Genomic DNA, 26,649 nt, shown 5'->3' with positions numbered 1-26,649 from the left:
ACGAACTTTTAACCCTCTTCCTCTTTACTGAGAATATGCATGCGCCTACATTGCATGATGCCTGTCGGTGCGGCGACTCGTCCGAGCAGCGGCAGGCAGGCACCCTGCTCTTCAGCCGCGCCCCGTCCCATCGGCGGGGCCACGCCCCTGCACCTACCCTGCCCTCTGCCGGGGCAGGGCAGACCTCAAGGAGCGCAGATGCAACGGGACCTCCTCACTGCCGACGCCCCGCGAAGCGACGGGCTGGTAGCCGTCGGCAGCCCGGTGTCGTACTGGTCCGTCCAGGCCGTCAAGCACGTCAACTACGAGGTTCGAGTGACCGAGAACCTCCTCGACCCCGGGAACGACGTCATCCTGGAGAACGTCACCGGGAGCGTACGACCCCGGCGGTTCGTCGTGACGGACACGACCGTGGAACGCCTGTACGGCGACCGCATCCGGGCCTACCTCACCCACCACGGCGTCGAGCACCGCCTGCTGGTGCTGCCCGAGGGCGAGCCCAGCAAGGACATGGACAACGTGCTGAGCATCGTCCGGGCGCTCGACGAGTTCGGCATCGACCGTCGCCGCGAGCCCATTCTCGCCATCGGCGGCGGCGTCCTGCTGGACATGGTCGGGCTGGCCAGCAGCCTGTACCGTCGCGCGTTGCCCTACATCCGCATCCCCACCACGCTCATCGGCCTGGTCGACGCGGGTGTCGGTGCGAAGACCGGGGTCAACCACAACGGCCACAAGAACCGGTTGGGCACCTACTTCCCGGCGGAGCGGACGCTGCTCGACCGGACCTTCCTGACCACGCTGCCGCGACGGCACCTCAGCAACGGCCTGGCCGAGATCATGAAGATCGCCCTGATCAAGGACATCCGGCTCTTCGACCTCCTGGAGGAGCACGGACCAGCCCTGCTGGACAACCGACTGCAACGCCCCGCGCTGGTGGACGACCTCGCCAGCGCCCCGGTCTCCGAGCGGCTCTCGTTGGAGGAGCCGCACCTCGATCCGGCGACCGAGGTGTTGGAGCGGGCCATCCACGGCATGCTCCAGGAACTCCAGCCCAACCTCTGGGAGCAGGTGCTGGAGCGGGTCGTCGACTACGGCCACACCTTCAGCCCGGTCATCGAGATGCGCGCGCTGCCGGAGCTGCTGCACGGCGAGGCCGTGGCGGTCGACATGGCGCTGACCACCGTGCTGGCCACCCGCCGGGGCCTGGTCAGCCGGGCGCAGTGCCGGCGGATCCTGCGTGCCATGGCCGCGCTCGACCTGCCGACCTGGCATCCGCTGTGCACCCCCGAGGTGCTCGTCCCCGCGCTGCTGGACACGGTGCGGCACCGCGACGGGCAGCAGCGCCTGCCGCTGCCGGTCGGAATCGGCAGCGCCGTGTTCGTCAACGACGTGACCGAGGCGGAGCTGGCCGCGGCGGCCCAGGAACTGGCCGCCATGAACCTGGCGGCGGCCCGATGAGCGCCGGGTCGGCCGTGCGCACCGGGTCCGCGGGTGCCGGCCCGGCCGCGGTGGGCACCACCGCGGTCAGCGCCGACGTCCACGGCGTGCACGGCGCCGCCGGGCGGACGCGCTGGAAGGCGTTCGCCGGGCGGCGGCAGCTCAGGTCGCCCGTCGAGGCCGTGGAGTGGGCGTCGATCCCGCCGGGCGGGGTCAGCGGCGAGCACCGCCACACCCGCACCGAGGAGATGTATCTCATCCTTTCCGGCACCGGTGAGCTGCTGCTCAACGGCGTCGCGCACCCGGTGCGGGCGGGCATGCTCGCGCTCACCGGGATCGGCAACATCCACGGGCTGCGCAACACCGGCGCCACCGACCTCGACTGGTGGGTCATCGAGACCCTGCCGCCCGTCACCACCGCAGTCCTGACCGGATCACGATCGCCCCAAGGAGGTTGTCCGGTGAGCAACGCCGCCGTCTTCGATCTCTTCGCCCAACGTCGCGTCGACACTGCGGGCATCTTCTCCGGGCCGCTGAAGCGGATCGAGTACGTCGAGGTGCCCGCCGGCGGACGGGAGACCCTGGGCTCGCCGGACGCCGAGCTCGCGGTCTACGTGCACTCCGGAACCGGCACCGCGCACAGCGACGCCGCCGACGACGTCGCGCTGACCACGGACACCTGCCTGCTGGTGCCCGCAGGCAGCCGGCTCACCGTGTCGGCAACGGCCGACCTGCGGTTCAGCGCGGTCACGCTCCGGCTGCCGGCGACGGAGGCCGACCGGTGATCGTGAACCGGGCGGTCGCGGACGTGGCCGTGACCGCAGGCGACACCCAGGCCGGCTGGCAGTGCCTGATCCGTCGCGGCATGCTGCACAGCGAGTGCGAGAGCGTGGAGTACTGGCGGCTGCGCCCCGACGCCGTCCTGCCGGTCCACGCCGAGCACGGCGTCGAGGAGGCCATCCTCGTACTCGACGGCGCGGCGGTCCTGCGGGTCGACGACGGCACGGCCCTGCGCGCCGGCCGCGGCGCCGTACTGCTGGTGCCGCACGGCACCGCCGGCACGGTGCAGGCGGCCTCGTCCGGGGCGCGACTGGTGACGGTCCGGGTGCTGGCCGCGTCCGTCTGCCGGGCGCTGCCGCCGCGGGTGCCCGAACTGGTCGACCAGACCTGATCCACCACTCTCCCGCCGGGTGCCGGTCGACCGACCCGCGTGCGCGTCGGCCGGCACCCACACCAACCCGATCGGAAAGGTCATGTCATGCGCGCAGTGCTGCTCTCCGCCTTCGGCGAACCCGACCGACTCGCCACCGCGGAGTGGCCCGTTCCCGAACCGGGACCGGACGACATCCTGATCCGCACGGCCGGTGCCGGCGTCAATCCGGTGGACCTGCAGACCCGGGCCGGCCAGCACGCCGCGCACAGCAAGGTGGAGCTGCCGATGGTGCTCGGCTGGGACGTGGCCGGCACCGTCGTCGAGGTGGGCGCCCGGGTGCGTCGGTTCGCGCCCGGCGACCCGGTCGTGGCGATGTCCGCGCAGATGGCCACCGGCCGCGGCACGTACGCCGACCACGTCGTCGTCGCCGCGGACATCGCCGCCCCGGCGCCGCGCAGCATCGCCCTCGCCGACGCGGCTGCTCTGCCGTTGGCTGGCCTCACCGCCGACCAGGCCCTGGACCTGCTCGACACGCCCCCGGGCGGCACGCTGCTGGTCACCGGCGCCGCGGGAGCGGTGGGCGGGTTCGTCGTCCAGCTCGCGGTCGCCCGTGGGCTGCGCGTGCTCGCCGTGGCGCGGGCGCGGGACGAGGCCCTGCTCAAGGAACTGGGCGCCGAACGGGTGGTCACCGACGAGACGATCCCGCGCGGAGCCGCCGACGCCCTCGTGGAGACGGCCGGCCTGCCCGGCGCGATCGCCGGCGTCCGGGACGGCGGCACCGCGATCTCGATCGTGCCGACCCGCCCGCCCCTGACGGAACGTGGCATCGATGTCCGGATGTCCTTCGTGGAGCAGGACGGCACCCGGCTCGCGCGGCTGGTCGGCCTGGTCGACGAGGGCACGCTCACCGTCCGGGTCGCCGAGCGGCTCGACTTCTCCGCCGCTGCGGAGGCGCACCGCAGGCTGGCCGCCGGCGGCGTACGCGGCAAGCTGGTCCTCGTGCCGGCACGCTGATCCACCACCCCGTCGACCCTGGGAGCCTCCGATGCCGGTGCGGCTGACCGGGCTGCTGCTGAGTGTCTTCTGTCTCGGCACGGCCGAATACATGATCGCCGGGCTGCTGCCCGATCTCGCGCAGAGCCTCGCGGTGTCGATACCCGCCGCCGGGCTGCTGGTGACCGGTTACGCCCTGACCGTGGTGGTCGGTGGCCCGCTGCTGACCCTCGCGACCAGCCGGCTGCCCCGCAAGTCACTGATGCTCGCCCTGATGGTGGTCTTCGCGGCCGGCAACTGTGCCGCCGCCCTGGCCCCCAGCTTCCCCGTGCTGCTGGCCGCCCGGGTCGTCTCCGCGCTCGCCCACTGCACACTGTTCGCGCTGGCCCTGGTGCTGGCCAACCGGCTGGTCGCGCCGGAGAAGTCGGCCAGTGCCGTGGCCATGGTGGCGGTCAGCCTCAACCTCGCCACCATCCTCGGGGTGCCGCTGGGCATCGCCGTCGCGGAGCTGTGGAGCTGGCGGGCGTCGTTCTGGGGGGTCGCCGCGCTCACCGTCGTCGGCGCGCTCTTCGCCGCGGTCACCGTGCCCCGCGATCAGGCCCGTGGTGGCGGCGCGGCCTCTGAACTGCGGGTGCTGGGCAACCGCCGCGTACGGCAGTCGGTGCTGATCACCGTGCTGGGCACGGCTGGCGGATATCTCGCGTACACCTTCGTCGCGCCCCTGCTCACCGAGGTCGGTGGCTTCAGTTCGGCGGCGGTCAGCCCGCTCCTGCTGGTCTTCGGCGCGGGTTCCCTACTCGGCAGCGTGCTGGGTGGCCGGCTGGCGGACCGCGCGCTGATGCCGTCCCTGACCGGGCTACTGGCGCTCCTGGTGGCAACGATCACGCTGTTCGGCGCGGTGGTGGCCGTGCCGGCGCTCGCGGTCGGTGCTCTCTTCCTCTTCGGCCTGGCGTTCTTCTCGATCGTCCCGGCGCTCGGCGCGCGGGTGATGGCCGCCGCCGCGACGGACGCGCCGACGCTGGCGGTGGCGGTCAACATCGCCGCGTTCAACGCCAGCATCGCCTTTGCCAGCTGGGCGGGCGGCCGACTGCTCGACGCTGGGCTGAGTCTGCGGGAGACGGTGTTCGTCGGCGCGGCGATCACGGCGGTGGGCTTCGTCGTCAGCTATCGGCAGTGGCGGGCGGAGGAGGCGGCATCGGGCCTGGGCGGTGGGTCGAGGCTGGCCCCGGGGCGGGCCGACGTGGTGCCGGGCTGAGCCGTACGGGCCCCCGGTCGGTCGAGTTGCGGTCCCGGCACTCGACCGACCGGGCTACGCCGGCCGAGTGCCGGGTGGACGTGCCGGGCGCGTGGTCAGGCGGCGCGCAGCGCGAAGGGCGTGCTCCGGCTGAGCAGATCGAGCCAGAGCTCGGTGAGACGGGACTGCCCGCCGGTGGTCCAGGACAACAGGTCGAACGACCACTGGTCGGTCGGTGGACAACCGATCAGAGTGCTCGCTCGCTGGAGTGCGGGATGCCCCATCACCTCCATGGACCGTCCCAGCAGGACCGCACCCCACCATCCTTCTGCCGGGTCGTCGATCCAGGTCATGGCGATCACGTCGACGGGGCGGTCGACTCCGGACTCCTCGTGGCCGAGCAGGTGGCGCTGTAGCGACTCGACCGTCTGCGATGAATCGGCAAGGCTCCATCGCACCACTACGGCGTACATCGTCCCTCCGGGACACATCCGTGTGCCGGCGGGGACGAAATCCCCGCCGGCACGAGACCAGTCGGATCTACAGCTGCGAACCACCGGTGGCGTCGATGACCTGGCCGGTGATCCAACGGGCGTCGTCGGAGGCCAGGAAGGCCACGACGTCGGCGACATCCTCCGGAGCGCCGACGCGGTTGAACGCGGAGAGGCTGGCGGCGAACTGGTTGGCCTCCTCGTTGCCCCGCAGCCAGGAGGCGTTGATGTCGGTGTCGATGATGCCCGGGGCGACGGAGTTGACCGTGATCCCGCGGCTGCCGACGGCCTTTGCCAGGGCGAGGGTGAAGGTGTCGAGGGCACCCTTGGTCATCGCGTACGCGATGATCTCCGGGTAGGCGATCCGGGTGGCGCCGGACGAGATGTTGATGATGCGCCCACCGTCCTGGAGCCGCTTGAGGCCGTGCTGCACGAGGAAGAACGGGGCGCGTACGTTGACGGCGAACTGCTGGTCCAGGATCTCCTCGGTCGTCTCCTCGATGTGGCCCCGCAGGGTGATGCCCGCGTTGTTGACCAGGATGTCCAGGCCGGGCCGGTCGGTGTAGGCGCCGAGCTGGGCGTCGAACGACGCCCAGAGCGCGTCGATGTCGCCGGGCACCCCCAGTTCGGCGCCGACTGCGAACGCCTGTCCGCCGGCCTCGCGGATCCCCGCGACGACGGCCTGGGCGGCCGCCTCGTTGCGGCCGTAGTGCACTGCCACGAGCGCACCCCTGCTGGCCAGTCGTTCGGCCGTGGCCCGGCCGATCCCGCGGCTGGCACCGGTGACGAGCGCGGTCTTGCCGGTAAGCACGCTCATCATGTCCTCCTTCTGTAGTGGTTGCTACACAAAGAGCGTACCAGATTCCTAGCGGTCGCTATAGAATTGGGTGATGAATGCTTCACGAGGGCGTCCACGGGGTTTCGACCGGGACGCCGCGCTGGTCGCCGCGACCCTCCTGTTCTGGGAACGCGGATATGAGGCGACCTCCATCGCCGACCTCACCCGGGCGATGGGCATCAACGCGCCCAGTCTCTACGCGGCCTTCACCGACAAGCGTCACCTGTTCCAGGAGGTCGTCGAGGCCTACGGCCGCACGTTCGGCGCCTTCATGGGACGGGCGTTCGCGGAGGAGACCCGGGCCTACGACGCCTTCGCCCGGATGCTCCGCGAGGCGGCCGTCGAATACAGCGACCCGTCGCATCCGGCAGGGTGCCTGGTGATCAGCGCCGCCACCAACATCCCGCCGAACAACATAGAGGTGCAGCAGACGCTGCGCGACCAGCGCAACGGCAACGTGCTGGCCTTCGAGTCGCGCCTGCGCAGCGCCGTCTCCAGCGGCGAACTGCCGCCCGGGACCGACGCCCGGGGCCTCTCGCTGTTCTACGCGGCCGTCATCCAGGGCATGTCGCAGCAGGCGCGGGACGGGCGCGGGCAGGCGGAGCTGATGCTCATCGCCGAGTTGGCGCTGACCGCCTGGCCCGCCCCGCCGCCGGTCCGCCCGGCGTCGAACGCCGGGCGGGGCGTGTCCCCGCAGCGCTGACCCGACATCGTCCACCCGCCGGTGCGTCGCACCGGGGAAACGGCCGGGCCGACCCCGCGTGTCGCGGAGCCGGCCCGGCCGGTGCTTCTCAGTGCGCTGATCCGAGGATCAGCATCCCGAACTCAGCAGTCGAAGTACATCGCGAACTCGTGCGGGGTCGGGCGCAGGCGCACCGGGTCGACCTCGTTGGCCCGCTTCCACTCCACCCAGGTGGAGATCAGGTCCGGCGTGAAGACGCCGCCGTCGAGCAGGTAGTCGTGGTCGGCCTCGAGGGCGTCGAGCACCTCGGGCAGCGAGCCCGGAACCTGCTTGACCGAGCCCCACTCCTCCGGCGGCAGGTCGTACAGGTCCTTGTCGATCGGCGCCGGCGGCTCGATCTTGCTCTTGATGCCGTCGAGGCCGGCCATCATCATCGCCGAGAAGGCGAGGTACGGGTTGCTCGACGGGTCCGGCACGCGGAACTCGACGCGCTTGGCCTTCGCGTTGCTGCCCGTCACCGGGATGCGGGTGCAGGCGGAGCGGTTGCGCTGCGAGTAGACCAGGTTCACCGGGGCCTCGTAGCCGGGCACCAGGCGACGGTACGAGTTGACGGTCGGGTTGGTGAACGCCAGCAGCGACGGGGCGTGGTGCAGCAGGCCACCGATGTACCAGCGGGCGGTGTCCGACAGGCCGGCGTAGCCGGTCTCGTCGTAGAACAGCGGCTCGCCGTTCAGCCACAGGCTCTGGTGGGTGTGCATGCCCGAGCCGTTGTCGCCGAAGAGCGGCTTCGGCATGAACGTGGCGGTCTTGCCGTTGGCCCAGGCCTCGTTCTTGATCAGGTACTTGAAGAGCTGGAGCTGGTCGGCCGAGTGCAGCAGGGTGGAGAACTTGTAGTTGATCTCCGACTGGCCGGCGGTGCCGACCTCGTGGTGCGAGCGCTCCACGGTGAAGCCGGCGTCGACCAGGCGGCGGACCATGCCGTCACGCAGGTCGGCGTAGTGGTCGACCGGCGGCACCGGGAAGTAACCGCCCTTGTACGCGGTCTTGTAGCCGCGGTTGCCGCCCGCCTCCTCGCGGCCCGTGTTCCAGGCGCCCTCGATCGAGTCGATGTAGTAGAACGACTGGTGGGCCGAGGTCTCGTGGCGGATCGAGTCGAAGATGTAGAACTCCGCCTCGGCGCCGAAGTAGGCGGTGTCGGCGATGCCGCTCGCGGCGAGGTACGCCTCGGCCTTCTTCGCCACGTTCCGCGGGTCCCGGGAGTAGGCCTCACGGGTGAACGGGTCGTGGATGAAGAAGTTGAGCGCGAGGGTCTTCTGCGCGCGGAAGGGGTCGATGAAAGCGGTCGCGACGTCCGGGAGCAGGAGCATGTCCGACTCGTGGATCGCCTGGAAGCCGCGGATCGACGACCCGTCGAAGGCGAGACCGTCGTTGAAGACGCTGTCGTCGAAGGACTCCACCGGCAGGTTGAAGTGCTGCATCACGCCGGGCAGGTCACAGAAACGTACGTCGACGAACTTCACGTCCTCGTTCTTGAGGTATCGCAGCAGTTCCTCGGGATTGGCGAACACACGTCCTCCTGGCACGTCCACGGGTGGCTGGCTGGTGGCGACGCTATGGCCGCGCGGTTGCCCGGCCGTATCTGCTGTGTTTCTGTCGTGTTACGTCGCTCGCGCTGCGTCATAAGCGCCGGTCAGTCGCCGTCGGGTGACCGTTCGGACGATACCCGGCGCGGCAGTTTGCCGCAGATCAACGCCTTTTGTCTGGTTGGGCGGCGGGTGTGCTTCCGGCCACGTCCGGGCCCCTGACTACCCTTGGCGGTCGTGACCATGCCGCAGCCCCCCGCGCCGCCCGCCGCCGACCCCGCGTTCGCGCCGCCCACGCTGGGCCGCCGGTTCGGCGCACTGGTGATCGACTGGGTGCTCTGCCTGCTGGTGTCCAACTTCTTCGCCGACCCGGTCCGCGACGGCTGGGCCCCGGTCGCGGTGCTGATCGTCGAGTACGGCTTCTTCCTCGGCCTGTTCGCGCAGACCCCCGGCATGTACGTCACCCGGATCCGCTGCCTCTCCTGGGCCGACGGCGGCCGGATCGGGCTGGCCAGGGCGCTGCTGCGCGGCCTCCTGCTCGCCCTGGTCGTCCCGGCCCTGATCATGGACGAGCACCGCCGCGGCCTGCACGACCGCCTCACCGGCTCGGTGATCGTCGCCGCGCCGCGCGGATAGGGCCTCAGCGGCCCCGGGTCTGCCGGAACGCGCCACGCGGCGGGCGCATGTTCTTCGGGATCGCGCCCTTGGGCATCTGCGGCCGGGCGGTGAGTGCCTTGAGCCGCCTGTCGAGGGCGTTGACGTCCTTGCCGCTGAGGGCGCGCGGCAGCCGCATCAGCGTCATCCGCAGCTTGCGGATCGGCAGCTCACCCTCCTCCTGGCCGATCACGTAGTCGTGCAGCGGCGCGGAGCCGATCACCTTGGCCAGCCGCCGCTTCTCCTGCCCCAGCAGGCCGCGGACGCGCTGCGGGTTCCCCTCGGCCAGCAGGATCACGCCGGGACGGCCGATCACCAGGTGCACCATGTCCATCTGCGTGGTCGCGCTGACGGCCGGGGACACCCGCCAGTCGCCGCGCATGCTCTCCATGATCTGCGCCGCCGCGCCGGGCTGCCCCTCGGCGGCGTTCATCATCGCCGCGTTGGACCGCAGGTTGAGCACGATCAGCAGCGCGAGCAGGGCGAGCAGGATGCCCAGCGGCAGCCACAGCCAACCCCAGAGGAGCACCGCGACCACGGTCAGCGCGAGCGGGATCAGCACCGCGCCGGCGGCCAGCGGGGCGAACCACCTGTCCTGCTTGGCGGTGAACCTGAACACCATCCCGATCTGCTTCAGCCGCTGGCCGAACGAGACCTTCTCCTGGGGCTTAGCCATGTCGCAGAGTCTAGGTGGTCGCCGCCCACCCCGTTGATCCGCGCCCGCCAGTCACGGGCGGCGGGGCAGCACCGGGGCGGCCCGGCCCGTGCCGTGCCGTCCGTCGGCCGAGGCGGAGGACGACGACGCGTCCGCCTGCTCGTGGTATTCCTCCTCGACGTTGACCTCCCACACGTCGTGGCCGGCGTCGTCGAGGATGTTCTCCACGGTCAGCATCGCCGTGAGCATCGAGTGGTCCTGGTTGTTGTAGCGGTGCATGCCGTTGCGGCCCACCGGGTGCACGTTCGGCAGCGCCTCGGCGAGCCAGTCGCGCATGGTCTCGACGGCCTGCTCGTAGCCGGAGTCGTACACCGGGTACGCCTTCGGCATCCGCACCACGTAACCGGCCGAGACCGCCCCGGGACGGACCAGCCCGAGCGCCTCCAGCTCGGCCGTGCCCCGGGCGATCAGGTCGTCGTCGGCCGACTCCCACAGGTCGTCGCCCTCGTCGACGAAGTATTCCAGCCCGAGGCAGGTGAACCCGTCCCGCACCAGGAACGGCGACCAGGAGCCGAAGTTCTGGATCCGGCCCACCCGTACCCCCGGGGTGTGCACGTAGATCCAGTTGTCGGGGAAGCCGGCGTCGGCCGGCACGACCAGCGCCACGGTGAGGAAGTCGCGGTGCCGCAGCGCGTCGGCGGCGGCCAGCACCGGCGGCGGCGCGGGCGGGTCCACGGCCCGGACCAGCTCCGGCAGCGGCATGCTGGAGATCACGTGGTCGGCCTCGATGCGGCGCTCGCCGTCCGGCCCCGCCACGGTCACCGCGACCGCCCGGCCGTCGGCCCGGTGCACCCGCGCCACCGACGTGCCCATCGTCACCGTGCCGCCGGCCTTCGTGACCAGCTCGGCGCAGCGCTCCCACATCATCCCCGGGCCGAGCTTCGGATACTGGAACTCCTCGATCAGGCTGGTGATGTCGGCGCGGGCCCGGCGGGGCAGCAGCGCGTTGCGCACCGCGCCGGCCAGCGAGAGGTTGCGGATCCGCTGGGCCGCCCAGTCCGCCTGCAGCTCCGTGGCCGGGAAACCCCAGACCTTCTCGGTGTACGTCTTGAAGAACATCCGGTACAGCCGGGTGCCGAAGCGGGCCGACACCCAGCCCTCGAAGTGGCTCTGGTCCGCCGGTGGCCGCAGCCGCGCCCACACGTACGACCCGACGCAGCGCACCGCCTCGACGATGCCCAGGTTGCCCAGCGCGTTGCCGGCCCGCAGCGGGTAGTCGAACAGCTTGCCGCGGTAGTGGATCCGGCTCATCCGGGGGCGCAGCAGGAAGTCGCCGTCGGGCAGCACCTCGTGCCAGAACTCCTCGACCCGGGCGACCTTGGTGAAGAACCGGTGCCCGCCGATGTCGAACCGCCACCCGTCCCGCTCGACGGTGCGGCTGATCCCGCCCACGACGTCGTCGGCCTCCACCACCTCCGCGGGGGCGTTGCGTCGAGTCAGCTCGTACGCGGCGGTGAGGCCGGCGGGACCGGCGCCGATGATGACGGTGTGCGGCAGGGGCATGACTAAATTCACCACCATCGACGTATCGATGGCAATAGCCGCCCCGTTTGTTGGGACATCATCCGAACAGGTGGATCTAGGGCGCCCGGGGCGTCGCTCAGGCGTGGACGGCCTCGCGGGCGTCGAGGGCCTGCCGGTAGAGCCGGCCCGCCCGGTACGACGAGCGCACCAGCGGCCCGCTCATCACCCCGGCGAAGCCGATCTCCTCGGCCTCCTCGCGCAGCTCCACGAACTCCTCCGGCTTCACCCACCGGGTCACCGGGTGGTGCCGGGGCGACGGGCGCAGATACTGCGTGATGGTGATCAGCTCGCAGCCGGCGTCGTGCAGGTCCCGCAGCGCCTGCGACACCTCGGCCCGCTCCTCGCCCATGCCGAGGATCAGGTTGCTCTTGGTGACGAGGCCGTCGGCGCGGGCCTGCCGGATCACGTCGAGCGACCGCTCGTAGCGGAACGCCGGCCGGATCCGCTTGAAGATCCTCGGCACCGTCTCGACGTTGTGCGCCAGCACCTCCGGGCGGGAGCCGAACACCTCGGCGAGCTGCTCCGGGACGGCGTTGAAGTCGGGGATCAGCAGCTCGACCCCGCAGCCCGGCTGGAGGGCGTGGATCTGGCGGACCGTCTCCGCGTACAGCCAGGCACCGCCGTCGGGCAGGTCGTCGCGGGCGACGCCGGTGATCGTGGCGTACCGCAGGCCCATCGACACGACCGACTCGGCGACCCGGCGCGGCTCGTCGGCGTCGAACTCGGCCGGCTTGCCCGTGTCGATCTGGCAGAAGTCACAGCGCCGGGTGCACTGGTCGCCGCCGATGAGGAAGGTGGCCTCCCGGTCCTCCCAGCACTCGTAGATGTTGGGGCAGCCGGCCTCCTGGCAGACGGTGTGCAGCCCCTCGCGCGAGACGAGCCCGCGCAGCTGGGTGTACTCCGGCCCCATCTTGGCCTTCACCTTGATCCACGGCGGTTTGCGCTCGATCGGCGTCTCGGCGTTGCGCGCCTCGATGCGCAGCAGGCGTCGCCCCTCGGGGGCGACCGTCGCGGTACGCGAGGCGGGGCTGGTCGTCGGCTGCTCGGTCGTCGTCGGCGTCGTCGACGCGGCGTGCTCGATCGTCACAAAACCGAGCCTACGCCCGACGGCAGCCGTCGATGAACGGGACGCGACGCCCGTCACCTCCCATTCCCTGTGACCCCGCCCACCGTCCCCGCGCAAGGAAGGGCCCCTTGTTAACGCTTTCTGTAGAGGAAGGGTCCCCTCCTAACAACCCGGCGGCGAAAACCGCTCCCCCTGCGCCGGCCGGGCCGGTAGCTTGCGGCGCAAAGCTGCGACGGAACCGAGTAGCGCGCCGCCCCGCCAGTCCAGAGAGCCGCCGAACGCTGCGAGGCGGTCTGGCGACGGCGCGCGAAGACCCTCCCGAGCTGCGGGAAGAACGGCGCTGTCCGCCGCGACGCGCGCCCAGTAGAACCCGCCCGGCTGGCCCCGGTCACCAGGCGACGAACGAGGCCCCCGCATGCGGGGGCGAAGGTGTGGTGGCACCGCGAGGACCCGCTCGCCCACACCTCCCGGCGCCGCGCTGGGCACGCTGGGCGTGACGGTGCCGCAGGTGCCGGTGAGTATCCCCGCCGTCCATTTCACCGAGGCCCTGGCCATCGCCGGAGCGCCGGCCGACGAGCCGGACCTGGCCCCCGCCCACGAGCGGGCGCTGGGGGAGTGGGCCCGCCGCGAACACGGCAGCGAGTTCGTCTTTGTCACCGGGTACCCGATGGCGAAGCGGCCCTTCTACACCCAGCCCGACCCGGCACGGCCCGCGTACTCGAACGGGTTCGACCTGCTGTTCCGCGGCCTTGAGCTGGTCACGGGCGGGCAGCGCCTGCATCGGCACGACGACTACCTGGCGGCGCTCGCGGCGCGCGGCGAGCCGGTCGAGCCGTACGCCGGGTACGTCGACGCGTTCCGGCACGGCATGCCGCCGCACGGCGGCTTTGCGATCGGCCTGGAACGCTTCGTCGCCCGCCTGGTCGGCGCGGCCAACGTCCGCGAGGTCACGGCCTTTCCCCGCGACCTGCACCGCCTCACCCCCTGACGCGCCCGCCCCGCCTGGCCGGCAACCCGGTGTGACGACTCGCGGACCTCGCGGCCAATGTGACCCTGGGTGATGGAATGACGCTCCTGGGGCGCGGTCATCCCGGTCGCGTCCCAGCTGGAGGTCGCTGACCTGGCCTACCTTGCCGACCTCACACGACCCGTTCTCGGCCCTTTGCTCTGCACCCGTATACGCAACAGTCGCCCTCCGTTGCCGCTGCGTGGGTGGGTGCAGAGCAAAGGGGAAGGAACGGGGTGTGGGTCGGAGGACACCGGTCACGTTGAGTGCGCAGCGTTGCCCCCCGGCGCCCGGCGCCGGGCGCCCGGCGCGCGAGTGCCCCGACGCGCGCCGCGTCAGTCGGGTCAGTCGGGTCAGGCCGGGCCGAGCAGGTCCCAGGGGTTGCCGGCGATGTCGCGGAAGACGGCCACCCGGCCGTACGGCTCGGCGCGCGGCGGCCGGAGGAACTCCACGCCCGCGTCGGCGAGACGGCGATGAGCGGCGTCGAAGTCGTCGACCCGCAGGAAGAAGCCGACCCGCCCGGCCGTCTGGGTGCCGACTGCCGCCTCCTGCCGTTCGCCGTCAGCGCGGGCCAGCAGCAGGCCGGTCTGCGCGCCCGGCGGGCGGACCACCACCCACCGCTTCGGGCGGCCGTCGGTGGTCTGCGCCGGGGAGTCCTCGACCAGCTCGAAGCCGAGGACCTCCGTGAAGAAGGCGATGGCCGGGTCGTACTCGGCGACGACGAGGGTGACGAGGTCGATCTGCACCCGCCGAGCCTAGAGCGTGACCAGGGCCTAGAGCGTGACCAGGGCCTAGAGCGTGACCAGCGTGGGCAGGTGGCGCTCCACCACCGGCAGCACGTCGGCCACGGTGACGGGGCGGCCCAGCTCCGCGGTGAGCGAGGTGACCCCGGCGTCGCGGATGCCGCAGGGCACGATCCGGTCGAAGTAGCCCAGGTCGCAGTCGCAGTTGATCGAGAAGCCGTGCTGGGTGACCCCGCGGGCGACCCGGATGCCGATGGCGGCGACCTTGCGGGCGGGGCCCCGGTCGTCCTCGGGCACCCAGACGCCGCTGCGCCCCGCGACCCGGTCGGCGGCGAGGCCGAACTCGGCGCAGACGTCGATCAGCAGCTGCTCGGTGCGGCGCACGTACGCGACGACGTCCACCGGGTCGGGCAGCTTCACGATCGGGTAGCCGACCAGCTGCCCCGGGCCGTGCCAGGTGATCTTGCCGCCGCGGTCCACGTCGACGACGGGGGTGCCGTCCAGCGGCCGGTCCCACGGCTCGGTGCGCTTGCCGGCCGTGTAGACGCTCGGGTGCTCCAGCAGCAGCACCGTGTCGCCGCGCTCGCCGGCCACCACCGCCTCGTGGAGCCGCCGCTGCTCGTCCCACGCGGCCTGGTAGTCGAGCACCCCTGCACGGACGGCGGTCAGCCCCGGAATCGTCGCGGTCACGCCCACCAGCCTAGTCCCGCACCCGCCGGTCAGGCCGGTGGCACCCGCCACAGCCACACGTCGTCGACGCGCTGCGGCGGGCCGAGCAGGGCGGTGGCGGTGCGGCGCAGCGCGTCCTCGTCGAGGTCATACTTCGCGCCCTCCACCCGGTCGGCGAGCACCACCACCTCGACCCCCCAGTACCGCAGGTCGGCCAGGGACAGCCGGATGCTGCCCTCGGTGACGATCGGCACGAGCCCCGTGCGGCCCGCCTGGTCCATCAGCGTGTCGAAGGTGCGCGGCGGCGGCCCGATCCGGCCCCGGCCGTCCGGGCCGCCGGGGCCGAGGAAGAACCCCGCCGGGAGGCGGAACTCACCCTGCCGGTGGGCGAGCGCGTACGCCTGCCAGCGCTGCCCGTCCGGGGTCACGTCGAGGGTCAGCGGCAGCGGGGTGAGCGTCCCGCCCGGGGAGACGTACTCCTTCCAGGTGCCGGCGGTGATGAACGCCGGCACCGGCTCGCGGACCCGGGTCAGCAGCGGCGTGGGCAGCAGCGGTAGCAGCGCCGCCACGAGGCCGAGCCCCCAGGCGGCCCGCGCGGCCCGGCGGCGCGGCAGGTCGGCCCGCAGCCGGTCGACGGTGTACGCCAGCAGCACCCCGATCACCGGGGCCACGATCAGGGCCAACCGGGCCGGCAGAGCGGCGTTGACCACCGGCAGGTCGTCCAGCAGGAGGAACGGCAGCGGGGTGTCGGTGTGCCGGCCGGCCCACTTGGCCCGGGGCCCCCAGGACAGCACGGTGAACACGACGGCGGTGCCGCCGAGGGCGGCGAGGGTGGCCCGCAGGGCCCGGTCCCGCCGCCACAGCCAGCCGAGGCAGACCGCGGCGAGCAGCAGCAGCGGCACCCCGAAGAAGGAGTTCTCCTCGGTCGGGTTGGGCGCGAGCGAGGTGCCCAGCCCCGCCTCGCCGGCGAGGGACCGGCGCGGGTACGCCGCGTACGCGGCGATGTCCTCGGCGTGGATGACCGGGTCGAAGCCGGTGCCGTGGAAGCGCTGCGGGCCGGCGAAGTGCAGCCACAGCGGGTACGCCAGCAGCACCCCGGCGGTCAGCGCGGTCACGCCCAGCCCGCGCGTGAAGGCGGGCAGCGCCGCACGGGCCCGCGCCCGCCGCTCGGGGTGCAGCGCCCAGACCGGCAGGAACACGCCGAGCGCGAGGGCGGTGAAGAACAGCCCCTCGGCGGCGATCGAGAAGGCGACCGCCACGGCGACGCCGAGCACGACCCCGTTGCGCAGCCAGCGCCCCGGCTCGCGCAGCGCGAACACCCGCCACAGCAGCAGCGGCACCAGCCACCCGGCGGTCCAGTTCAGGTGGGCGTTGGCGTGCGACACCATCCCCGGGGAGAACGCCACGAACAGCGCGCCGACGCCCGCCGCGAGCCGGCTGCGCACGAACTGCCGGGACAGCAGCAGGTACCAGGCCAGCGCGGTGGCGGCGAGGTTGAGGGTCAGGATCACCAGGAACGTCGCGGGCGGCCCGATCAGGTACGTCAGCGGCGCGAACACGGCGGCGTACACCGTGATCGAGGTGTTGACCGCGAGGTTCACCCCGTCGGGGACGTTGAGCAGGGTCGTGAAGAGCGGGTTCTCGCCGTGCGTCAGCGCGTGCGCGCCGAAGGCGAGCAGCCACTCGAACAGCGCCTGGTCGCTGGAGTTGACGGTGATCACCCGCTGGTCGGGGCCCAGCCACAGCCCGCTGGTGACCCAGCCGGCGAGGGCCAGCGCGGCCACCGCGAACAGCGCGTCGGCGCGCCGGTCGCGGCGGCGGCCGGGGGCGTCGGCGGGGGCGGGGGGAGGTCCGGCGGCCGGGGGCGGGGAGGACGGCACGCAGCGGACGTTACCAACCGGACCCGGGCACGCCGGGGCGACACGGGCGCGTCGGGCCCTGCCCCTGGGCCGTCGGGTGGCGCACACGTCGACGGCGGCGAATGTGTGACCGGCGACCATGTCGGCGCGAGGAAACGCGGACGTAACCTCGCGGCAACTCGGAAGTGACTCAGTTCACAATCCGCGACAGGAGGTCGCCGTGCGCCGCTCCACCATCTCGCTCACCCGGCTCGCCGGGGCGGTCGCCGGGGCCGCGCTCGCCGCGGCGACCCTGGTCGCCGTCGTCGCCGCGCCCGCCCGGGCCGCCACCCTCACCCAGGTCACCGGCTTCGGCACCAACCCCGGAAACCTCGCCATGTACGCCTACCGGCCCGACGGCCTCCCGGCGAACGCGCCCGCCGTCGTCCTGCTGCACGGCTGCACCCAGAACGCCGCCGGCTACGTCGCCAACTCCGGCTGGCAGAAGTACGCCGACCAGTGGAAGTTCGCCCTGATCGTGCCCCAGCAGTCCACCGCCAACCAGGCGCTGACCTGCTTCAACTGGTTCACCGAGGGCGACATCGCCCGGGGCCGGGGCGAGGCGGCGTCGATCGCGCAGATGGTCGGGTACGCGAAGACCACGTACGGCCTCGACGGCAGCCGCATCGCCATCAGCGGGCTCTCGGCGGGCGGGGCGATGGTCTCGGTCATGCTCGCCGCGTACCCCGAGCTGTTCGCCGCCGGCTCGGTCATCGCCGGGGTGCCCTACCGCTGCTCCCCGCCCGCGTCCACCAGCGTCTGCCAGTACAGCGGGGTCGACAAGACCCCCGCCGCGTGGGGCGACCTCGTCCGGGCCGCGTACCCCGGGTACGCCGGCCGCCGGCCCCGGGTGGCCATCTGGCACGGCACCGCCGACAGCACCGTCGTGCCGGCCAACGCCGTCGAGTCGCGCGACCAGTGGACCGACGTGCTCGGCGTCGCGCAGACCCCCACCGGCACGGCGTCGCTGCCCGCCGGCACCAGCCTCGAGGTGTACGGCGACGACGCCGTCCGCCTCTACCGGGTCGCGGGGATGGGCCACGGCACCCCCGTCGACCCCGGCGCCGGCGCCGACCAGTGCGGCACCGCGGCGGCGTACTTCCTCGACACGATCTGCTCGACGTACCGCGACGCGCTCTTCTTCGGCCTCGACGGCGGCGGCGCGTCGCCCAGCCCGACCCCGACGGCCACCGCGTCGCCCACCCCCACCCCGACGGCCTCGCCGACCGCGTCGCCCACCGTGTCGCCCACCGCCTCGCCCACCCCGACCGCGTCGCCGACGTGCGTCACGGCCAGCAACTACGCCCACGTCGCCGCCGGGCGCGCCTACCAGTCCGGCGGCTACGCGTACGCCCTGGGCAGCAACCAGCGGCTGGGCCTCTACAACGTCTTCTACGTCTCGACGCTGAAGCAGACCGCCCCCGGCTACTGGGTGCTCGGCTGCTGACCCGCGTGATTGCAGGGGCCCCCTGCTATGCAGAATGCGTTAACAGGGGGCCCTTCCTTTCAGTCGTTGAGGGCGGCGTGCAGGGCGCTCGGCAGGTCCGGGTGGTGGTACGCGAAGCCGGCCCGGGTCAGCACGGCGGGCAGCACCCGGGCGCTGGTGAGCGCCTCCTGGGCGAAGCCGCCCAGGGCCACCTTCAGGGCCAGCGCCGGGATCGGCACGACCGCCGGGCGGTGCACCTGGCGGGCCAGCTCCCGGGTGAACTCGGCGTTCGTGACCGGGGCGGGGCCGACGACGTTGACCGCCCCGGCCACGTCGTCGCGGTCCAGCAGGAACCGCGCCGCCCGCAGCCAGTCGGCCATCGAGATCCACGGCAGCCACTGCCGGCCGCTGCCCAGCCTCCCGGCGATGCCCAGCCGGAACGGCAGCAGCTGCGGCTTGAGCAGCCCGCCGTCGCGGTGCAGCGGCAGCCCGGTGCGCAGCCGGACGACCCGCACCCCGGCGTCCTCGGCGGGGCGGGTGGCCGCCTCCCAGACCCGGCACACGTCGGCGAGGAAGCCCTCGCCCGCCGGGGCGTCCTCCTCGACCACCCGGTCGCCCGTGTTGCCGTACCAGCCGACGGCCGAGGCGTTCAGCAGCACCGTCGGCCGGTCGGCGGCGGGCAGGCCCGCGATCGTGATGGCCAGCGTGGTGGTCGAGTCGACCCGGCTGGACCGGATCAGCCTCTTGTACGCGTCGTTCCACCGCTTGTCGCCGACGCCCGCGCCGGCCAGGTTGACCACGGCGTCGGCGTCGGCGACCACCGCCGGGTCGAGCTGCGCGGCGGTCGGGTTCCACCGCCGCTCGTCGCCGGTGCGCGCCGGCCGCCGGACCAGGCGGGTCACCCGGTGGCCGTCCGCGGTGAGGTGGTCGGCCAACCGGGTGCCCAGGAAGCCGGACGCGCCGGCCAGGAGGATCCGCATGCCCCCATCTTCGGTCACGTGCGGGCGGTTGGATGCGGTGAGCGGGATGAAGGAGCCCGCTCACCGCACGGGCCGCCCGGCCGGTCAGCCCCGATGCCGCCTGCCGGTCAGCTCCCGACGCCCGCCGGGCGCAGGTCGGCCAGGAGACGCTCCACCTCCGCGAACGCGTCGGCCGGCAGCGGGCCGAGGGCGAGCGTGGCGAAGTTCTCCTCCGCCTGGGCCACGGTGCGGCAGCCGGGGATCGGCAGCGTCCGGTCGCTGCGGGCCAGCAGCCACCCCAGCGCGCCCTGCGCGAGCGTACGGCCGTCGGCCGTCAGCGCCTGGCGCACCTCGGCGACCCGGGCCGCCCACTGCGGCGTCGGCCGGCCGTCGGTGAACCACGCCAGCCACTCCGGGGCCCTCCCGCGCACGTCGTCGTCGCCCAGCGCCGCCTGACTGCCCTGGTAGCGGCCGGTGAGCAGGCCCATCGCGAGCGGCCCCCGGTTGAGACTGGCCTGGTCCAGCTCGGCGCAGACGGCGAACATCGCCGCGTTGTCCTTCAGCACCGACTGGTCGTGCTGGATCGCCGCGCAGTGCGCGCCCGCCTCGGCGAACGCCCGCGCCGAGGCCGGGTTGTCGGTGCTCCACCCGTACGCCCGGATCTTGCCCTGGGTGACGAGGCCCTCCAGGGTGTCGACGAGGTCGAGCGCGGCGGGCACCGGCAGGTCGTTGAGGTGCAGCTGGTAGAGGTCGACGTGGTCGGTGCCGAGCCGGCGCAGCGACCCCTCCAGGCTCTCCACCGCGTAGCCGGGGGAGGCGTCCGCGCCGGTGGCCAGCCGGGTCGCCTCCTCGGAGCGGTTGCCGAACTTGGTGGCGATCACCACCTCGTCCCGGCGGCCCGCGAGGGCCCGGCCGAGGACCCGCTCGCTGTGCCCGGCGCCGTAGTTGCTGGCCGTGTCGAACAGCGTCACCCCCAGGTCGAGGGCCCGGTGCACGGTGCGGATCGACTCGTCGTCGTCGACCTCGCCCCACCCGTACGGCTGCCCGTCGTCGCCCCAGAGCGGCCCGCCGATCGCCCAGCACCCCATGCCGATGGCGCTGACCTCGATCCCGCTGCGGCCCAGTGTCCGTGTCGTCGTCATGCGCCCAGTTTTCTACCTGGAGCGCGCTCCAGGTCAAGCGCTACTGTGCGTCGGTGACCGGATACGCCCCCTCGGAAGCCGCCCGCCGCAGCGGGTTCAGCCTCGACACCCTGCGTTACTACGAGAAGATCGGCCTGCTCAGCGGCGTCGGCCGCACCTCGGCCGGGCGTCGGGTGTTCACCGACGAGGACCTGGGCTGGCTGACGCTGTTCCGCTGCCTGCGCGACACGGGCATGCCGATCGCCGAGATGTGCCGGTACGCCGAGCTGGCCCGCGCGGGCGACCACACGACCGGGCAGCGCCGGGCGCTGCTGGTGCGGCACGCGGACCGGGTCGAGGAGCAGATGCGTCTGCTCCAGCGCCAGTACGACCACCTGCGCGAGAAGATCGACTACTACGACACCCTGGGCTGAGCGGGCGCCGGCCGCGCCGCGTTATCCGGTCGACCGCCCCGGTGACTGGTGGCAGGATGCCCCGGATGTCGGCATCCCGTGGTGACCTGGTCCGGTGGCAGTTCGACCTGACCTGGGCCCTCTTCGAATACCACCTCGAACGGCTGGAGCCGGCCGACTTCCGCTGGGAGCCGGCCGCGCACTGCTGGACCGTGCGGCCCGGCCCGGCCGGCACGTGGGTCCCGGACTGGGCGCAGACGGAGCCCGACCCGACGCCGGTGCCCACGATCGCCTGGCTCACCTGGCACATCGGGTGGTGGTGGTCGGCGGCGGGGGAGCACCTCCAGGGGCGGCCCGTGCCCCCGCACACCGAGGTCGCCTGGCCGGGTGCCGGCGCGGCGACGATCGAGTGGCTGCGCGACCTGCGACGGCAGTGGCTCGGGCATCTCGACGGGCTTGCCGACGCCGACCTTGACCGGGTGGCCGCGTACCCGTGGCCGGCCGACGCCGGGCACACCGTCGCCCACCTGCTCGGGTGGGTCAACGCCGAGCTGATGAAGAACGTCGCCGAGATCGGGCAGCTCCGGCTGCTGCGAGCAGGCACATGAACTGGGGCGACAGCAGGTGGCCGACCACATCACCCAACCGGAACCGCCCGGCCGCGCACCCCGCAATCCGTCGACGTGGAGGGGCCTAGCTGAGCTCGGGCCGCCGCACCGCTTCGACCGTCACCAGGTCCGTCAGCCCCGCGAAGTCGGTCGGGTTGGTGGTGTAGAGCGGCAAGCCGTGCACGTGGGCGATCGAAGCGATCATCAGATCCGCTGTGCGGCGGCGGGTACCGCGGGCGGTGGCGAGGACGGCTGCGGCGGCCAGGCCGAATGCTCGGGCGGCCTCGCCGTCGAACGGCAGCGGGTCGAACGTCGCCTCGACGTGCTGGAGAACGCTCATCCGGCGGGCCCGCTCACGCGGGTCGTCGGTGTGGTGCGGTCCGGCGGACAACTCAGCGAGGGTGACCGCACTGATGACCATCTCGTCGGGAAGCTGATCCGAGTCGAGCGCGGCGAGGTGGATGACGATGTTCGTGTCGATCAGGCCACGGCGGGGCAGGTCACCACTCACGTTCGGGGAGGTCCTGGTCGATCGTCGCGTCGAGGTCGCTGCGGAACCGCGACTCGTCCAGCACGGGCGCGGTGGCGAAGGCCGCCAGCACCTCGGCCCGGGGCACGAACGTGCGCCGCCTGATCGGGATCAGGCGGCCGATCGGCGTGCCGTTGCGGGTGATGGTGAAGGATTCCCCACGCTCCACCCCACGCATGATGGCACCCGAGTCGTTGCGCAGCTCGCGCTGGCTGATCTCTCGATGGGCATGCTCGCTCACGCTGGCAGTCTACCGCCGTGTGCTACGAAGTGCTACGCGACCGGGCCCAGCCGAGGAAGCGCGCGAAGAGCTGCACCGGCTCCGGGGCGTCGTGCTCGATCAGCTGGATCTCTATCCCGCGCAGACGCTGGACGTCCTCCATCGGCAGGCCCGCGCATACCGGAGAGAGCCGACCACCGTGCCGGGCCTGCTCGTGCTGCCCGGTCGCACGGGGGTGCCGCAGTTCGCGGCCGAGGTCCGCAGGCACCTCTGAGGTCGACGGGCAGGCGTGATCACGGCGTTGGCGTGCCCGTGTCAGGGGGCGAGGCGGCGTAGGACCGGGGTGAGCGGGTCGAGGGCGTCGGCGCGTACCACGAAGCGGGTGACGCCCCAGCGGCGCTCGTGCGCGGCCACCGCCGCGACGATCTCGTCCTCGGTGCCGATCAGCACGAACGGAGTGGCCAGCAGCTCCGGGCCGGTCAGGCCGGCGGCGGCCGCGTGCTGCGCCGCGACGGCCTCCGCGTCGTCGGTCACCGCGACCGTCTGCACCAGCGCCTCCAGCGCCGGTGGCCGCGCCCGGCCCGCCGCGCCCTCGGCGACGCGGTCGAGCTGCGCCTCGATCTGGTCGGCCCGCCACCGGGCCTCGTGCCGGTGGCCGTCGTCGAGGGTACGGCCGAAGCCGGCCAGCCCCACGACGTCGGCGTGCGCGCCGGCCCAGCGCAGCAGCGTGGAGTTGGACGTGCCGACGGTCAGCGGCACGCGCCCCTGGACCGGCCGGGGCGACTCCAGTCGGGCGGCGCGCACGGTCAGCTCGGGGGAGTCCACGGTCACCTCCTCCCCGTCGAGCAGGGCGCGCACCGCCCCGGCGACGGCGACGCAGCGGCGGACCCGGCCGGCGACGTCGGGGCGGTCCCGGCCGACCGCGCGCCACTCGGCGGGGGTGTGGCCGGCCCCGACGCCGAGGCGGGCCCGCCCGCCGGAGACGACGTCGAGGGTGGCCACGGCGGTGGCGAGCAGCATCGGCTCGCGGACGCCGAGGTTCGACACGTACGAGCCGAGGCCGATGGTCGTGGTGACCGACGCGGCGGCGGCCAGCGCGACGAACGGGTCGCCGCACGAGCCGGGGTGGTCGGCGGCGAGCAGCGCGTCGAAGCCGGCGGCCTCGGCCCGGCGGGCCAGGTCGAGCCAGCCCGCCGCGTCGGTCGGGCCGGACTGGAGCGAGAAGGTGGCCATCGGCCCAGCGTCCGGCACCGGCGACCGGCGGGCAACGCGCCGGGGGCCGATTCTGCCGACCGGCGAATCCGCCGAGCGCTGAACCCGCCCCGCCGCCACCGTAGCCCGGCCCGCCCGCAGCCCCGGCACTCGGCAGCCCTCGTCACTCCTCGTCCGGGCCGCCCTCGTGCCAGCGTTGCCGCCACTGCGCCTCCCGCGCCTCGTGGGCGGTCCGCTCGGCGAAGACCGCCTCGCGCAGCGCGTACCGGGAGTCGGCCATCGTCACCACCTCCACGGCCACCAGGCCGACGCAGACGCCGGTGAGCAGGATGATCGCGGCCAGCGCCGGCAGCCGGCCGGCGACCGGCACCAGGGCCACGATCAGCAGGACCGTGCCGACGCGGGCCCAGGTGAGGGTGCGCAGCGTGCGGAGCTGGAAGAGGATGTCGCCGGACAGGTAGCAGGCCACCCCGCCGTAGAGCAGCGGGACCCCCGGGCGGTGCAGCGACTCCTCCAGGGGCAGGTGCGGCTGGCCGAGCAGGTTCAGGATCTCCTCCGCCCCGAGGGAGAACAGGATCAGCCCCGTGATCATCGGCAGGAAGAGGTAGGCGTACGCGTCGCGGGCCAGCCCCACCCGGGCCCGGCCCCGGGCGGCGTGCAGGGCGATGCGGGCCGCCGGGCCGATCACGTCGAAGTGCAGCCACCACAGCGTCGCGGCCAGGACGATGCCGATGCCGGCGGCGGTGATCGCCTGCCAGTTGATCGGCCGACTGGCCAGGTTGATGCCGACGCCCACGGAGATCACCGACTCGCCGAGCGCGATCATCAGGATCAGGTCGTACCGTTCGGTCCAGTGCTCGGCCGAGGTCACCCCGCCGCCCCCGGTGCCGGCGAGCAGCCCGGTGGCGTACTGCGAGACGACCACGACGGCCCAGAGCCCGTCGCGGACCAGCGCGGCGTCGCCGGGGTCGGCCAGGTGGGCGGGGACGAGGGCGGCGGCGAGCAGCAGCATGGTGCTGAGCACCAGCTCCGGCGCGAGCTTCATCAGGTGCCGGCTCTCCACCGGCTGGGTCCGCATGACGTGCCAGTAGACCCACAGGTGGACGACCCGGATGACCAGGTAGCTCACCGCGACGGTGAGCGGGCCGGCCAGCCCCTGCCCGTGTGCGGCGATCGTCTGCGGCACGGCCAGGGCGAACGCGAACACCGCGGCCATCCCGACCACCATGACCACCGGCACGAAGCCCTCGCCGAGGCGGACCCGGGTGGCGACGATGCTGTGGATGACCCAGACCCACCAGAGGACCGCCAGCACGAGGAAGCCGTGCAGCAGGGTATGGCCGGTGATGTCGGTGGCCGTGGCCCGCACGATGGCGAAGAACGAGAAGACGAAGACCAGGTCGAAGAAGACCTCGAACCGGTCCACCCGGGCGCCGGGCGCGATCGCCACGGCGGGCCCGAGGCTGCCCCGCCGCCGTTCGCCGCGCACCCATCCACTCTCGCAGCGTCCGCCGGGCCGCCGGGCGGATTCGGCGCAGCCGCTGCCGGGCCGGGAGACCCCGGCGGGTACGCCGACGGGCGCCCCGGTCGAGGTGACCGGAGCGCCCGTCGGAAGGGGCAGCGGTGGTTACAGGCCCAGCTCGGCCTCGAAGTTGCCGCCCTCCAGCCGCTCCTTGACCGCGACGAGGAAGCGGGCCGCGTCGGCGCCGTCGATCAGCCGGTGGTCGTACGACATGGCCAGGTAGACCATCGAGCGGACCGCGACGACCTCGCCCAGCTCCGGGTCGTTGACCACGACGGGGCGCTTCACCACGGCGCCCGTGCCGAGCATCGCCGACTGCGGCGACGGCACGATCGGGGTGTCGAACAGCGCGCCCCGGCTGCCGGTGTTGGTCAGCGTGAACGTGGCCCCGGCGATCTCGTCCGGGCTGATCTTGTTGGTGCGGGTGCGCTCGGCCAGGTCGGCGACCCGCTTCGCCAGGCCGCCCAGGTTGAGGTCGCCCGCCCCGTGGATCACCGGCACCATGAGGCCGCGCTCGGTGTCCACCGCGATGCCGAGGTTCTCGGCGTCCGGGTAGGTGATCGTCCCGGCGTCGAGGTCCATGCTGGCGTTGACGATCGGGAACGTCTGGAGCGCCTCGACCGCCGCGAGGGCGAAGAACGGCAGGAACGACAGCTTCACGCCGTGCCGGGCCAGGAACGAGTCCTTGGCGCGGGCCCGCAGCTTGGCGACCTTGGTGACGTCCACCTCGACGACCGTGGTGAGCTGCGCCATCTCGTGCAGCGACTGCTGCATCCGCTTGGCGATCGTGGCCCGGATCCGGGGCAGCTTCTCGGTGGTGCCGCGCTTCGCGCTCGGCTGCGGCTTCGCGGCCGGCTTCGCCGGTGCCGCCGCGGCGGCGGGCTGCGCCGCCGGTGCCGGTGCCGCCTTCGCCGCCTTGGCCTTCTCGGCGGCCTCCAGGACGTCCTGCTTGCGGATGCGGCCACCCACACCGGTGCCCTTGACCGAGGCGAGCTCGACGCCGTGCTCGGCGGCGAGCTTGCGGACCAACGGGGTCACGTACCCGGCGGCCTCCTCGCCGCCGCCCTGGGCGGGCGCGCTCGGGCGGGCCGGGGCGGCGGTCGGCGCGGGCGGCTGCGCCTGCTGCTCGGCCTGGGCCGGCTTGGCGGCGGTCTCGGCCTCGGCCGCCGGCTCGTTGTAGGACGAACCCGGGGTCGGCTCCTCGGCCTTGGCGGCCGGGGCGGCCTCGGCCTTCGGCTCCGGCGCGGGCTCGGCCTTGGGCTCCGGCTTCGGCTCGGCCTTCGGCTGGGCCGGGGCGGCGCCGGCCGCGCCGACGACCGCCAGGTCGGCCCCGACGGCGGCGGTCTCGTCCTCGGCGACCTTGATCTCCAGCAGCGTGCCGGCGACCGGGGACGGGATCTCCGTGTCGACCTTGTCGGTGGAGACCTCCAGCAGGGGCTCGTCGACCTCGACGGTGTCGCCGACCTGCTTGAGCCAGCGGGTGACGGTGCCCTCGGTGACGCTCTCGCCCAGGGCGGGCATCTTCACCGGGGTGCCCTCCCCCGCCGGGGCCGGGGCGGCCTGCGCGGCCGGCGGCTCCTCGACGGCCGGCTGCTCCGCCTCGGCCTGCGGCTCGGCGGCGGCCTCGGCGGCCTCCTCGGCCGGCTCCTCCTGCGGCGCGGCGGCCTCGCCACCGCCGGCAGCCCCGCCACCGCCCGCGGACTCGCCCTCGCCGGCGATGACGGCCAGCTCGCTGCCCACCTCGGCGGTCTCGTCCTCGCCCACCACGATCCGGCTCAGCACGCCCGCCGCCGGGGACGGGATCTCCGTGTCGACCTTGTCCGTCGAGACCTCGAGCAGCGGCTCGTCGACCTCGACGGTGTCACCCTCCTGCTTGAGCCAGCGGGTGACGGTGCCCTCGGTGACGCTCTCGCCGAGCCGAGGCATGGTGACCGATACCGGCATCTTCTAAGA

At 73.1% G+C, this 26,649-nt stretch carries 27 protein-coding genes and 1 pseudogene; 12 read left to right on the top strand and 16 right to left on the bottom strand.

Annotation, left to right across the window (positions count from 1 at the left end; genetic code table 11):
• The first annotated feature begins 198 nt into the window (after nt 1-198).
• The 5 genes from O7633_RS10570 (at nt 199) to O7633_RS10550 (ending at nt 4,838) form a co-directional block, all read left to right on the top strand.
• Complete coding sequence (locus tag O7633_RS10570; RefSeq protein WP_278128348.1) at nt 199-1,458, top strand: sedoheptulose 7-phosphate cyclase; 1,260 nt, start codon at nt 199-201, stop codon at nt 1,456-1,458.
• Nucleotides 1,455-2,222 (top strand): cupin domain-containing protein, encoded by a 768-nt coding sequence (locus O7633_RS10565; RefSeq protein WP_282327583.1) that lies wholly within the window; start codon nt 1,455-1,457, stop codon nt 2,220-2,222. Before O7633_RS10570 ends, O7633_RS10565 begins: the two co-directional genes overlap by 4 nt.
• Nucleotides 2,219-2,608, top strand: a complete 390-nt coding sequence (locus O7633_RS10560) for a cupin domain-containing protein (RefSeq protein WP_282327581.1) — start codon at nt 2,219-2,221, stop codon at nt 2,606-2,608. Before O7633_RS10565 ends, O7633_RS10560 begins: the two co-directional genes overlap by 4 nt.
• 87 nt (nt 2,609-2,695) lie before the next feature.
• A complete protein-coding gene (locus O7633_RS10555) occupies nt 2,696-3,604 on the top strand; it encodes an NADP-dependent oxidoreductase (protein WP_282327579.1) in 909 nt (302 codons plus the stop codon).
• A gap of 31 nt (nt 3,605-3,635) precedes the next feature.
• Nucleotides 3,636-4,838: an MFS transporter gene (locus O7633_RS10550; RefSeq protein WP_278128340.1), complete on the top strand. Its 1,203-nt coding sequence runs from the start codon at nt 3,636-3,638 to the stop codon at nt 4,836-4,838.
• A gap of 95 nt (nt 4,839-4,933) precedes the next feature.
• Here the strand turns inward: O7633_RS10550 and O7633_RS10545 are convergent, their stop codons facing one another.
• Both O7633_RS10545 and O7633_RS10540 read right to left on the bottom strand, forming a co-directional pair.
• Entirely contained in the window at nt 4,934-5,290 is a 357-nt protein-coding gene (locus tag O7633_RS10545) for a hypothetical protein (RefSeq protein ID WP_282327577.1), read from the bottom strand.
• A 67-nt stretch (nt 5,291-5,357) separates the two neighbouring features.
• Nucleotides 5,358-6,125 carry an SDR family oxidoreductase gene (locus O7633_RS10540; protein ID WP_278128336.1) on the bottom strand — a complete coding sequence of 256 codons (768 nt, stop codon included), beginning with the start codon at nt 6,123-6,125 and terminating at the stop codon, nt 5,358-5,360.
• Nucleotides 6,126-6,198: 73 nt separating this feature from the next.
• Here O7633_RS10540 and O7633_RS10535 point away from each other — a divergent pair, with 73 nt between their 5' ends.
• Nucleotides 6,199-6,849, top strand: coding sequence for a TetR/AcrR family transcriptional regulator (locus O7633_RS10535; protein WP_282327575.1), 651 nt, complete (start codon nt 6,199-6,201; stop codon nt 6,847-6,849).
• A 122-nt stretch (nt 6,850-6,971) separates the two neighbouring features.
• On the opposite strand, the gene glnA is transcribed toward O7633_RS10535, so the two are convergent.
• Nucleotides 6,972-8,396 (bottom strand): type I glutamate--ammonia ligase, encoded by a 1,425-nt coding sequence (gene glnA, locus O7633_RS10530; RefSeq protein ID WP_282327573.1) that lies wholly within the window; start codon nt 8,394-8,396, stop codon nt 6,972-6,974.
• A 258-nt stretch (nt 8,397-8,654) separates the two neighbouring features.
• Between glnA and O7633_RS10525 the strand changes: the two genes are divergently transcribed.
• The gene (locus O7633_RS10525; protein WP_074474779.1) at nt 8,655-9,047 is read left to right on the top strand and encodes an RDD family protein; all 393 of its coding nucleotides are present in this window, start codon (nt 8,655-8,657) and stop codon (nt 9,045-9,047) included.
• Between the two features lie 4 nt (nt 9,048-9,051).
• Here O7633_RS10525 and O7633_RS10520 read toward each other — a convergent pair whose 3' ends face one another.
• The 3 genes from O7633_RS10520 to lipA all read right to left on the bottom strand — a co-directional run bounded on the left by O7633_RS10520 (nt 9,052) and on the right by lipA (nt 12,448).
• Nucleotides 9,052-9,741: a DUF4191 domain-containing protein gene (locus tag O7633_RS10520; RefSeq protein ID WP_282327571.1), complete on the bottom strand. Its 690-nt coding sequence runs from the start codon at nt 9,739-9,741 to the stop codon at nt 9,052-9,054.
• A gap of 51 nt (nt 9,742-9,792) precedes the next feature.
• Nucleotides 9,793-11,283 (bottom strand): NAD(P)/FAD-dependent oxidoreductase, encoded by a 1,491-nt coding sequence (locus O7633_RS10515; protein WP_278128331.1) that lies wholly within the window; start codon nt 11,281-11,283, stop codon nt 9,793-9,795.
• 97 nt (nt 11,284-11,380) lie between these two features.
• Nucleotides 11,381-12,448 (bottom strand): lipoyl synthase, encoded by a 1,068-nt coding sequence (lipA, locus tag O7633_RS10510; protein ID WP_282327570.1) that lies wholly within the window; start codon nt 12,446-12,448, stop codon nt 11,381-11,383.
• A 391-nt stretch (nt 12,449-12,839) separates the two neighbouring features.
• On the opposite strand from lipA, the pseudogene O7633_RS10505 reads away from it, so the two are divergent.
• Nucleotides 12,840-13,358, top strand: a pseudogene (locus O7633_RS10505) (amino acid--tRNA ligase-related protein); the annotation flags it as partial.
• Between the two features lie 371 nt (nt 13,359-13,729).
• Here the strand turns inward: O7633_RS10505 and O7633_RS10500 are convergent.
• From O7633_RS10500 to O7633_RS10490, 3 genes are read right to left on the bottom strand one after another with little or no spacing between them, the layout of a single operon-like run.
• On the bottom strand, nt 13,730-14,122 hold the full coding sequence (locus tag O7633_RS10500) for a VOC family protein (protein ID WP_278128328.1): 393 nt from the start codon (nt 14,120-14,122) through the stop codon (nt 13,730-13,732).
• 45 nt (nt 14,123-14,167) lie between these two features.
• A complete protein-coding gene (gene lipB, locus O7633_RS10495) occupies nt 14,168-14,809 on the bottom strand; it encodes a lipoyl(octanoyl) transferase LipB (RefSeq protein ID WP_282327568.1) in 642 nt (213 codons plus the stop codon).
• A gap of 29 nt (nt 14,810-14,838) precedes the next feature.
• On the bottom strand, nt 14,839-16,788 hold the full coding sequence (locus tag O7633_RS10490; RefSeq protein WP_282327567.1) for a DUF2079 domain-containing protein: 1,950 nt from the start codon (nt 16,786-16,788) through the stop codon (nt 14,839-14,841).
• 79 nt (nt 16,789-16,867) lie between these two features.
• Here O7633_RS10490 and O7633_RS10485 point away from each other — a divergent pair, with 79 nt between their 5' ends.
• Nucleotides 16,868-18,133: a PHB depolymerase family esterase gene (locus O7633_RS10485; protein ID WP_282327566.1), complete on the top strand. Its 1,266-nt coding sequence runs from the start codon at nt 16,868-16,870 to the stop codon at nt 18,131-18,133.
• A gap of 59 nt (nt 18,134-18,192) precedes the next feature.
• On the opposite strand, the gene O7633_RS10480 is transcribed toward O7633_RS10485, so the two are convergent.
• Together O7633_RS10480 and O7633_RS10475 are read right to left on the bottom strand one after the other, a co-directional pair.
• Entirely contained in the window at nt 18,193-19,092 is a 900-nt protein-coding gene (locus tag O7633_RS10480) for a TIGR01777 family oxidoreductase (protein WP_282327565.1), read from the bottom strand.
• A gap of 107 nt (nt 19,093-19,199) precedes the next feature.
• A complete protein-coding gene (locus tag O7633_RS10475; protein WP_282327564.1) occupies nt 19,200-20,213 on the bottom strand; it encodes an aldo/keto reductase in 1,014 nt (337 codons plus the stop codon).
• A 53-nt stretch (nt 20,214-20,266) separates the two neighbouring features.
• On the opposite strand from O7633_RS10475, the gene O7633_RS10470 reads away from it, so the two are divergent.
• On the top strand, nt 20,267-20,626 hold the full coding sequence (locus O7633_RS10470) for a MerR family transcriptional regulator (RefSeq protein ID WP_178065918.1): 360 nt from the start codon (nt 20,267-20,269) through the stop codon (nt 20,624-20,626).
• A gap of 65 nt (nt 20,627-20,691) precedes the next feature.
• The gene (locus O7633_RS10465; RefSeq protein ID WP_348776327.1) at nt 20,692-21,213 is read left to right on the top strand and encodes a DinB family protein; all 522 of its coding nucleotides are present in this window, start codon (nt 20,692-20,694) and stop codon (nt 21,211-21,213) included.
• Nucleotides 21,214-21,298: 85 nt separating this feature from the next.
• On the opposite strand, the gene O7633_RS10460 is transcribed toward O7633_RS10465, so the two are convergent.
• Both O7633_RS10460 and O7633_RS10455 read right to left on the bottom strand, forming a co-directional pair.
• Nucleotides 21,299-21,724, bottom strand: a complete 426-nt coding sequence (locus O7633_RS10460; RefSeq protein ID WP_282327562.1) for a type II toxin-antitoxin system VapC family toxin — start codon at nt 21,722-21,724, stop codon at nt 21,299-21,301.
• A complete protein-coding gene (locus O7633_RS10455; protein WP_282327561.1) occupies nt 21,714-21,983 on the bottom strand; it encodes a type II toxin-antitoxin system prevent-host-death family antitoxin in 270 nt (89 codons plus the stop codon). Before O7633_RS10455 ends, O7633_RS10460 begins: the two co-directional genes overlap by 11 nt.
• Before the next feature lie 91 nt (nt 21,984-22,074).
• Between O7633_RS10455 and O7633_RS10450 the strand changes: the two genes are divergently transcribed.
• Nucleotides 22,075-22,236 carry a hypothetical protein gene (locus O7633_RS10450; protein WP_282327560.1) on the top strand — a complete coding sequence of 54 codons (162 nt, stop codon included), beginning with the start codon at nt 22,075-22,077 and terminating at the stop codon, nt 22,234-22,236.
• A 41-nt stretch (nt 22,237-22,277) separates the two neighbouring features.
• On the opposite strand, the gene O7633_RS10445 is transcribed toward O7633_RS10450, so the two are convergent.
• The 3 genes from O7633_RS10445 to sucB form a co-directional block, all read right to left on the bottom strand.
• Entirely contained in the window at nt 22,278-23,195 is a 918-nt protein-coding gene (locus O7633_RS10445) for an LLM class flavin-dependent oxidoreductase (protein ID WP_282327559.1), read from the bottom strand.
• 142 nt (nt 23,196-23,337) lie between these two features.
• Nucleotides 23,338-24,663, bottom strand: a complete 1,326-nt coding sequence (locus O7633_RS10440; protein WP_282327557.1) for a low temperature requirement protein A — start codon at nt 24,661-24,663, stop codon at nt 23,338-23,340.
• Between the two features lie 138 nt (nt 24,664-24,801).
• Complete coding sequence (gene sucB, locus O7633_RS10435; RefSeq protein ID WP_282327556.1) at nt 24,802-26,640, bottom strand: 2-oxoglutarate dehydrogenase, E2 component, dihydrolipoamide succinyltransferase; 1,839 nt, start codon at nt 26,638-26,640, stop codon at nt 24,802-24,804.
• Nucleotides 26,641-26,649: the final 9 nt, after the last annotated feature.

The sequence above is a fragment of the Micromonospora sp. WMMD712 genome (genome assembly GCF_029581295.1).
Lineage (GTDB): Bacteria > Actinomycetota > Actinomycetes > Mycobacteriales > Micromonosporaceae > Micromonospora > Micromonospora carbonacea.
This window is presented reverse-complemented; position numbering and strand designations above follow the sequence as displayed.

Coding starts and splice junctions, on each gene's coding strand:
- O7633_RS10465 (WP_348776327.1), top strand. CDS start 20,692: ATGTCGGCATCCCGTGGTGACCTGGTCCGGTGGCAGTTCGACCTGACC.
- O7633_RS10475 (WP_282327564.1), bottom strand. CDS start 20,213: ATGACGACGACACGGACACTGGGCCGCAGCGGGATCGAGGTCAGCGCC.
- sucB (WP_282327556.1), bottom strand. CDS start 26,640: ATGCCGGTATCGGTCACCATGCCTCGGCTCGGCGAGAGCGTCACCGAG.
- O7633_RS10545 (WP_282327577.1), bottom strand. CDS start 5,290: ATGTACGCCGTAGTGGTGCGATGGAGCCTTGCCGATTCATCGCAGACG.
- O7633_RS10480 (WP_282327565.1), bottom strand. CDS start 19,092: ATGCGGATCCTCCTGGCCGGCGCGTCCGGCTTCCTGGGCACCCGGTTG.
- O7633_RS10565 (WP_282327583.1), top strand. CDS start 1,455: ATGAGCGCCGGGTCGGCCGTGCGCACCGGGTCCGCGGGTGCCGGCCCG.
- O7633_RS10520 (WP_282327571.1), bottom strand. CDS start 9,741: ATGGCTAAGCCCCAGGAGAAGGTCTCGTTCGGCCAGCGGCTGAAGCAG.
- O7633_RS10550 (WP_278128340.1), top strand. CDS start 3,636: ATGCCGGTGCGGCTGACCGGGCTGCTGCTGAGTGTCTTCTGTCTCGGC.
- O7633_RS10515 (WP_278128331.1), bottom strand. CDS start 11,283: ATGCCCCTGCCGCACACCGTCATCATCGGCGCCGGTCCCGCCGGCCTC.
- O7633_RS10445 (WP_282327559.1), bottom strand. CDS start 23,195: ATGGCCACCTTCTCGCTCCAGTCCGGCCCGACCGACGCGGCGGGCTGG.
- O7633_RS10540 (WP_278128336.1), bottom strand. CDS start 6,125: ATGAGCGTGCTTACCGGCAAGACCGCGCTCGTCACCGGTGCCAGCCGC.
- O7633_RS10570 (WP_278128348.1), top strand. CDS start 199: ATGCAACGGGACCTCCTCACTGCCGACGCCCCGCGAAGCGACGGGCTG.
- O7633_RS10555 (WP_282327579.1), top strand. CDS start 2,696: ATGCGCGCAGTGCTGCTCTCCGCCTTCGGCGAACCCGACCGACTCGCC.
- O7633_RS10535 (WP_282327575.1), top strand. CDS start 6,199: ATGAATGCTTCACGAGGGCGTCCACGGGGTTTCGACCGGGACGCCGCG.
- O7633_RS10525 (WP_074474779.1), top strand. CDS start 8,655: ATGCCGCAGCCCCCCGCGCCGCCCGCCGCCGACCCCGCGTTCGCGCCG.
- O7633_RS10490 (WP_282327567.1), bottom strand. CDS start 16,788: ATGGTCGCCGGTCACACATTCGCCGCCGTCGACGTGTGCGCCACCCGA.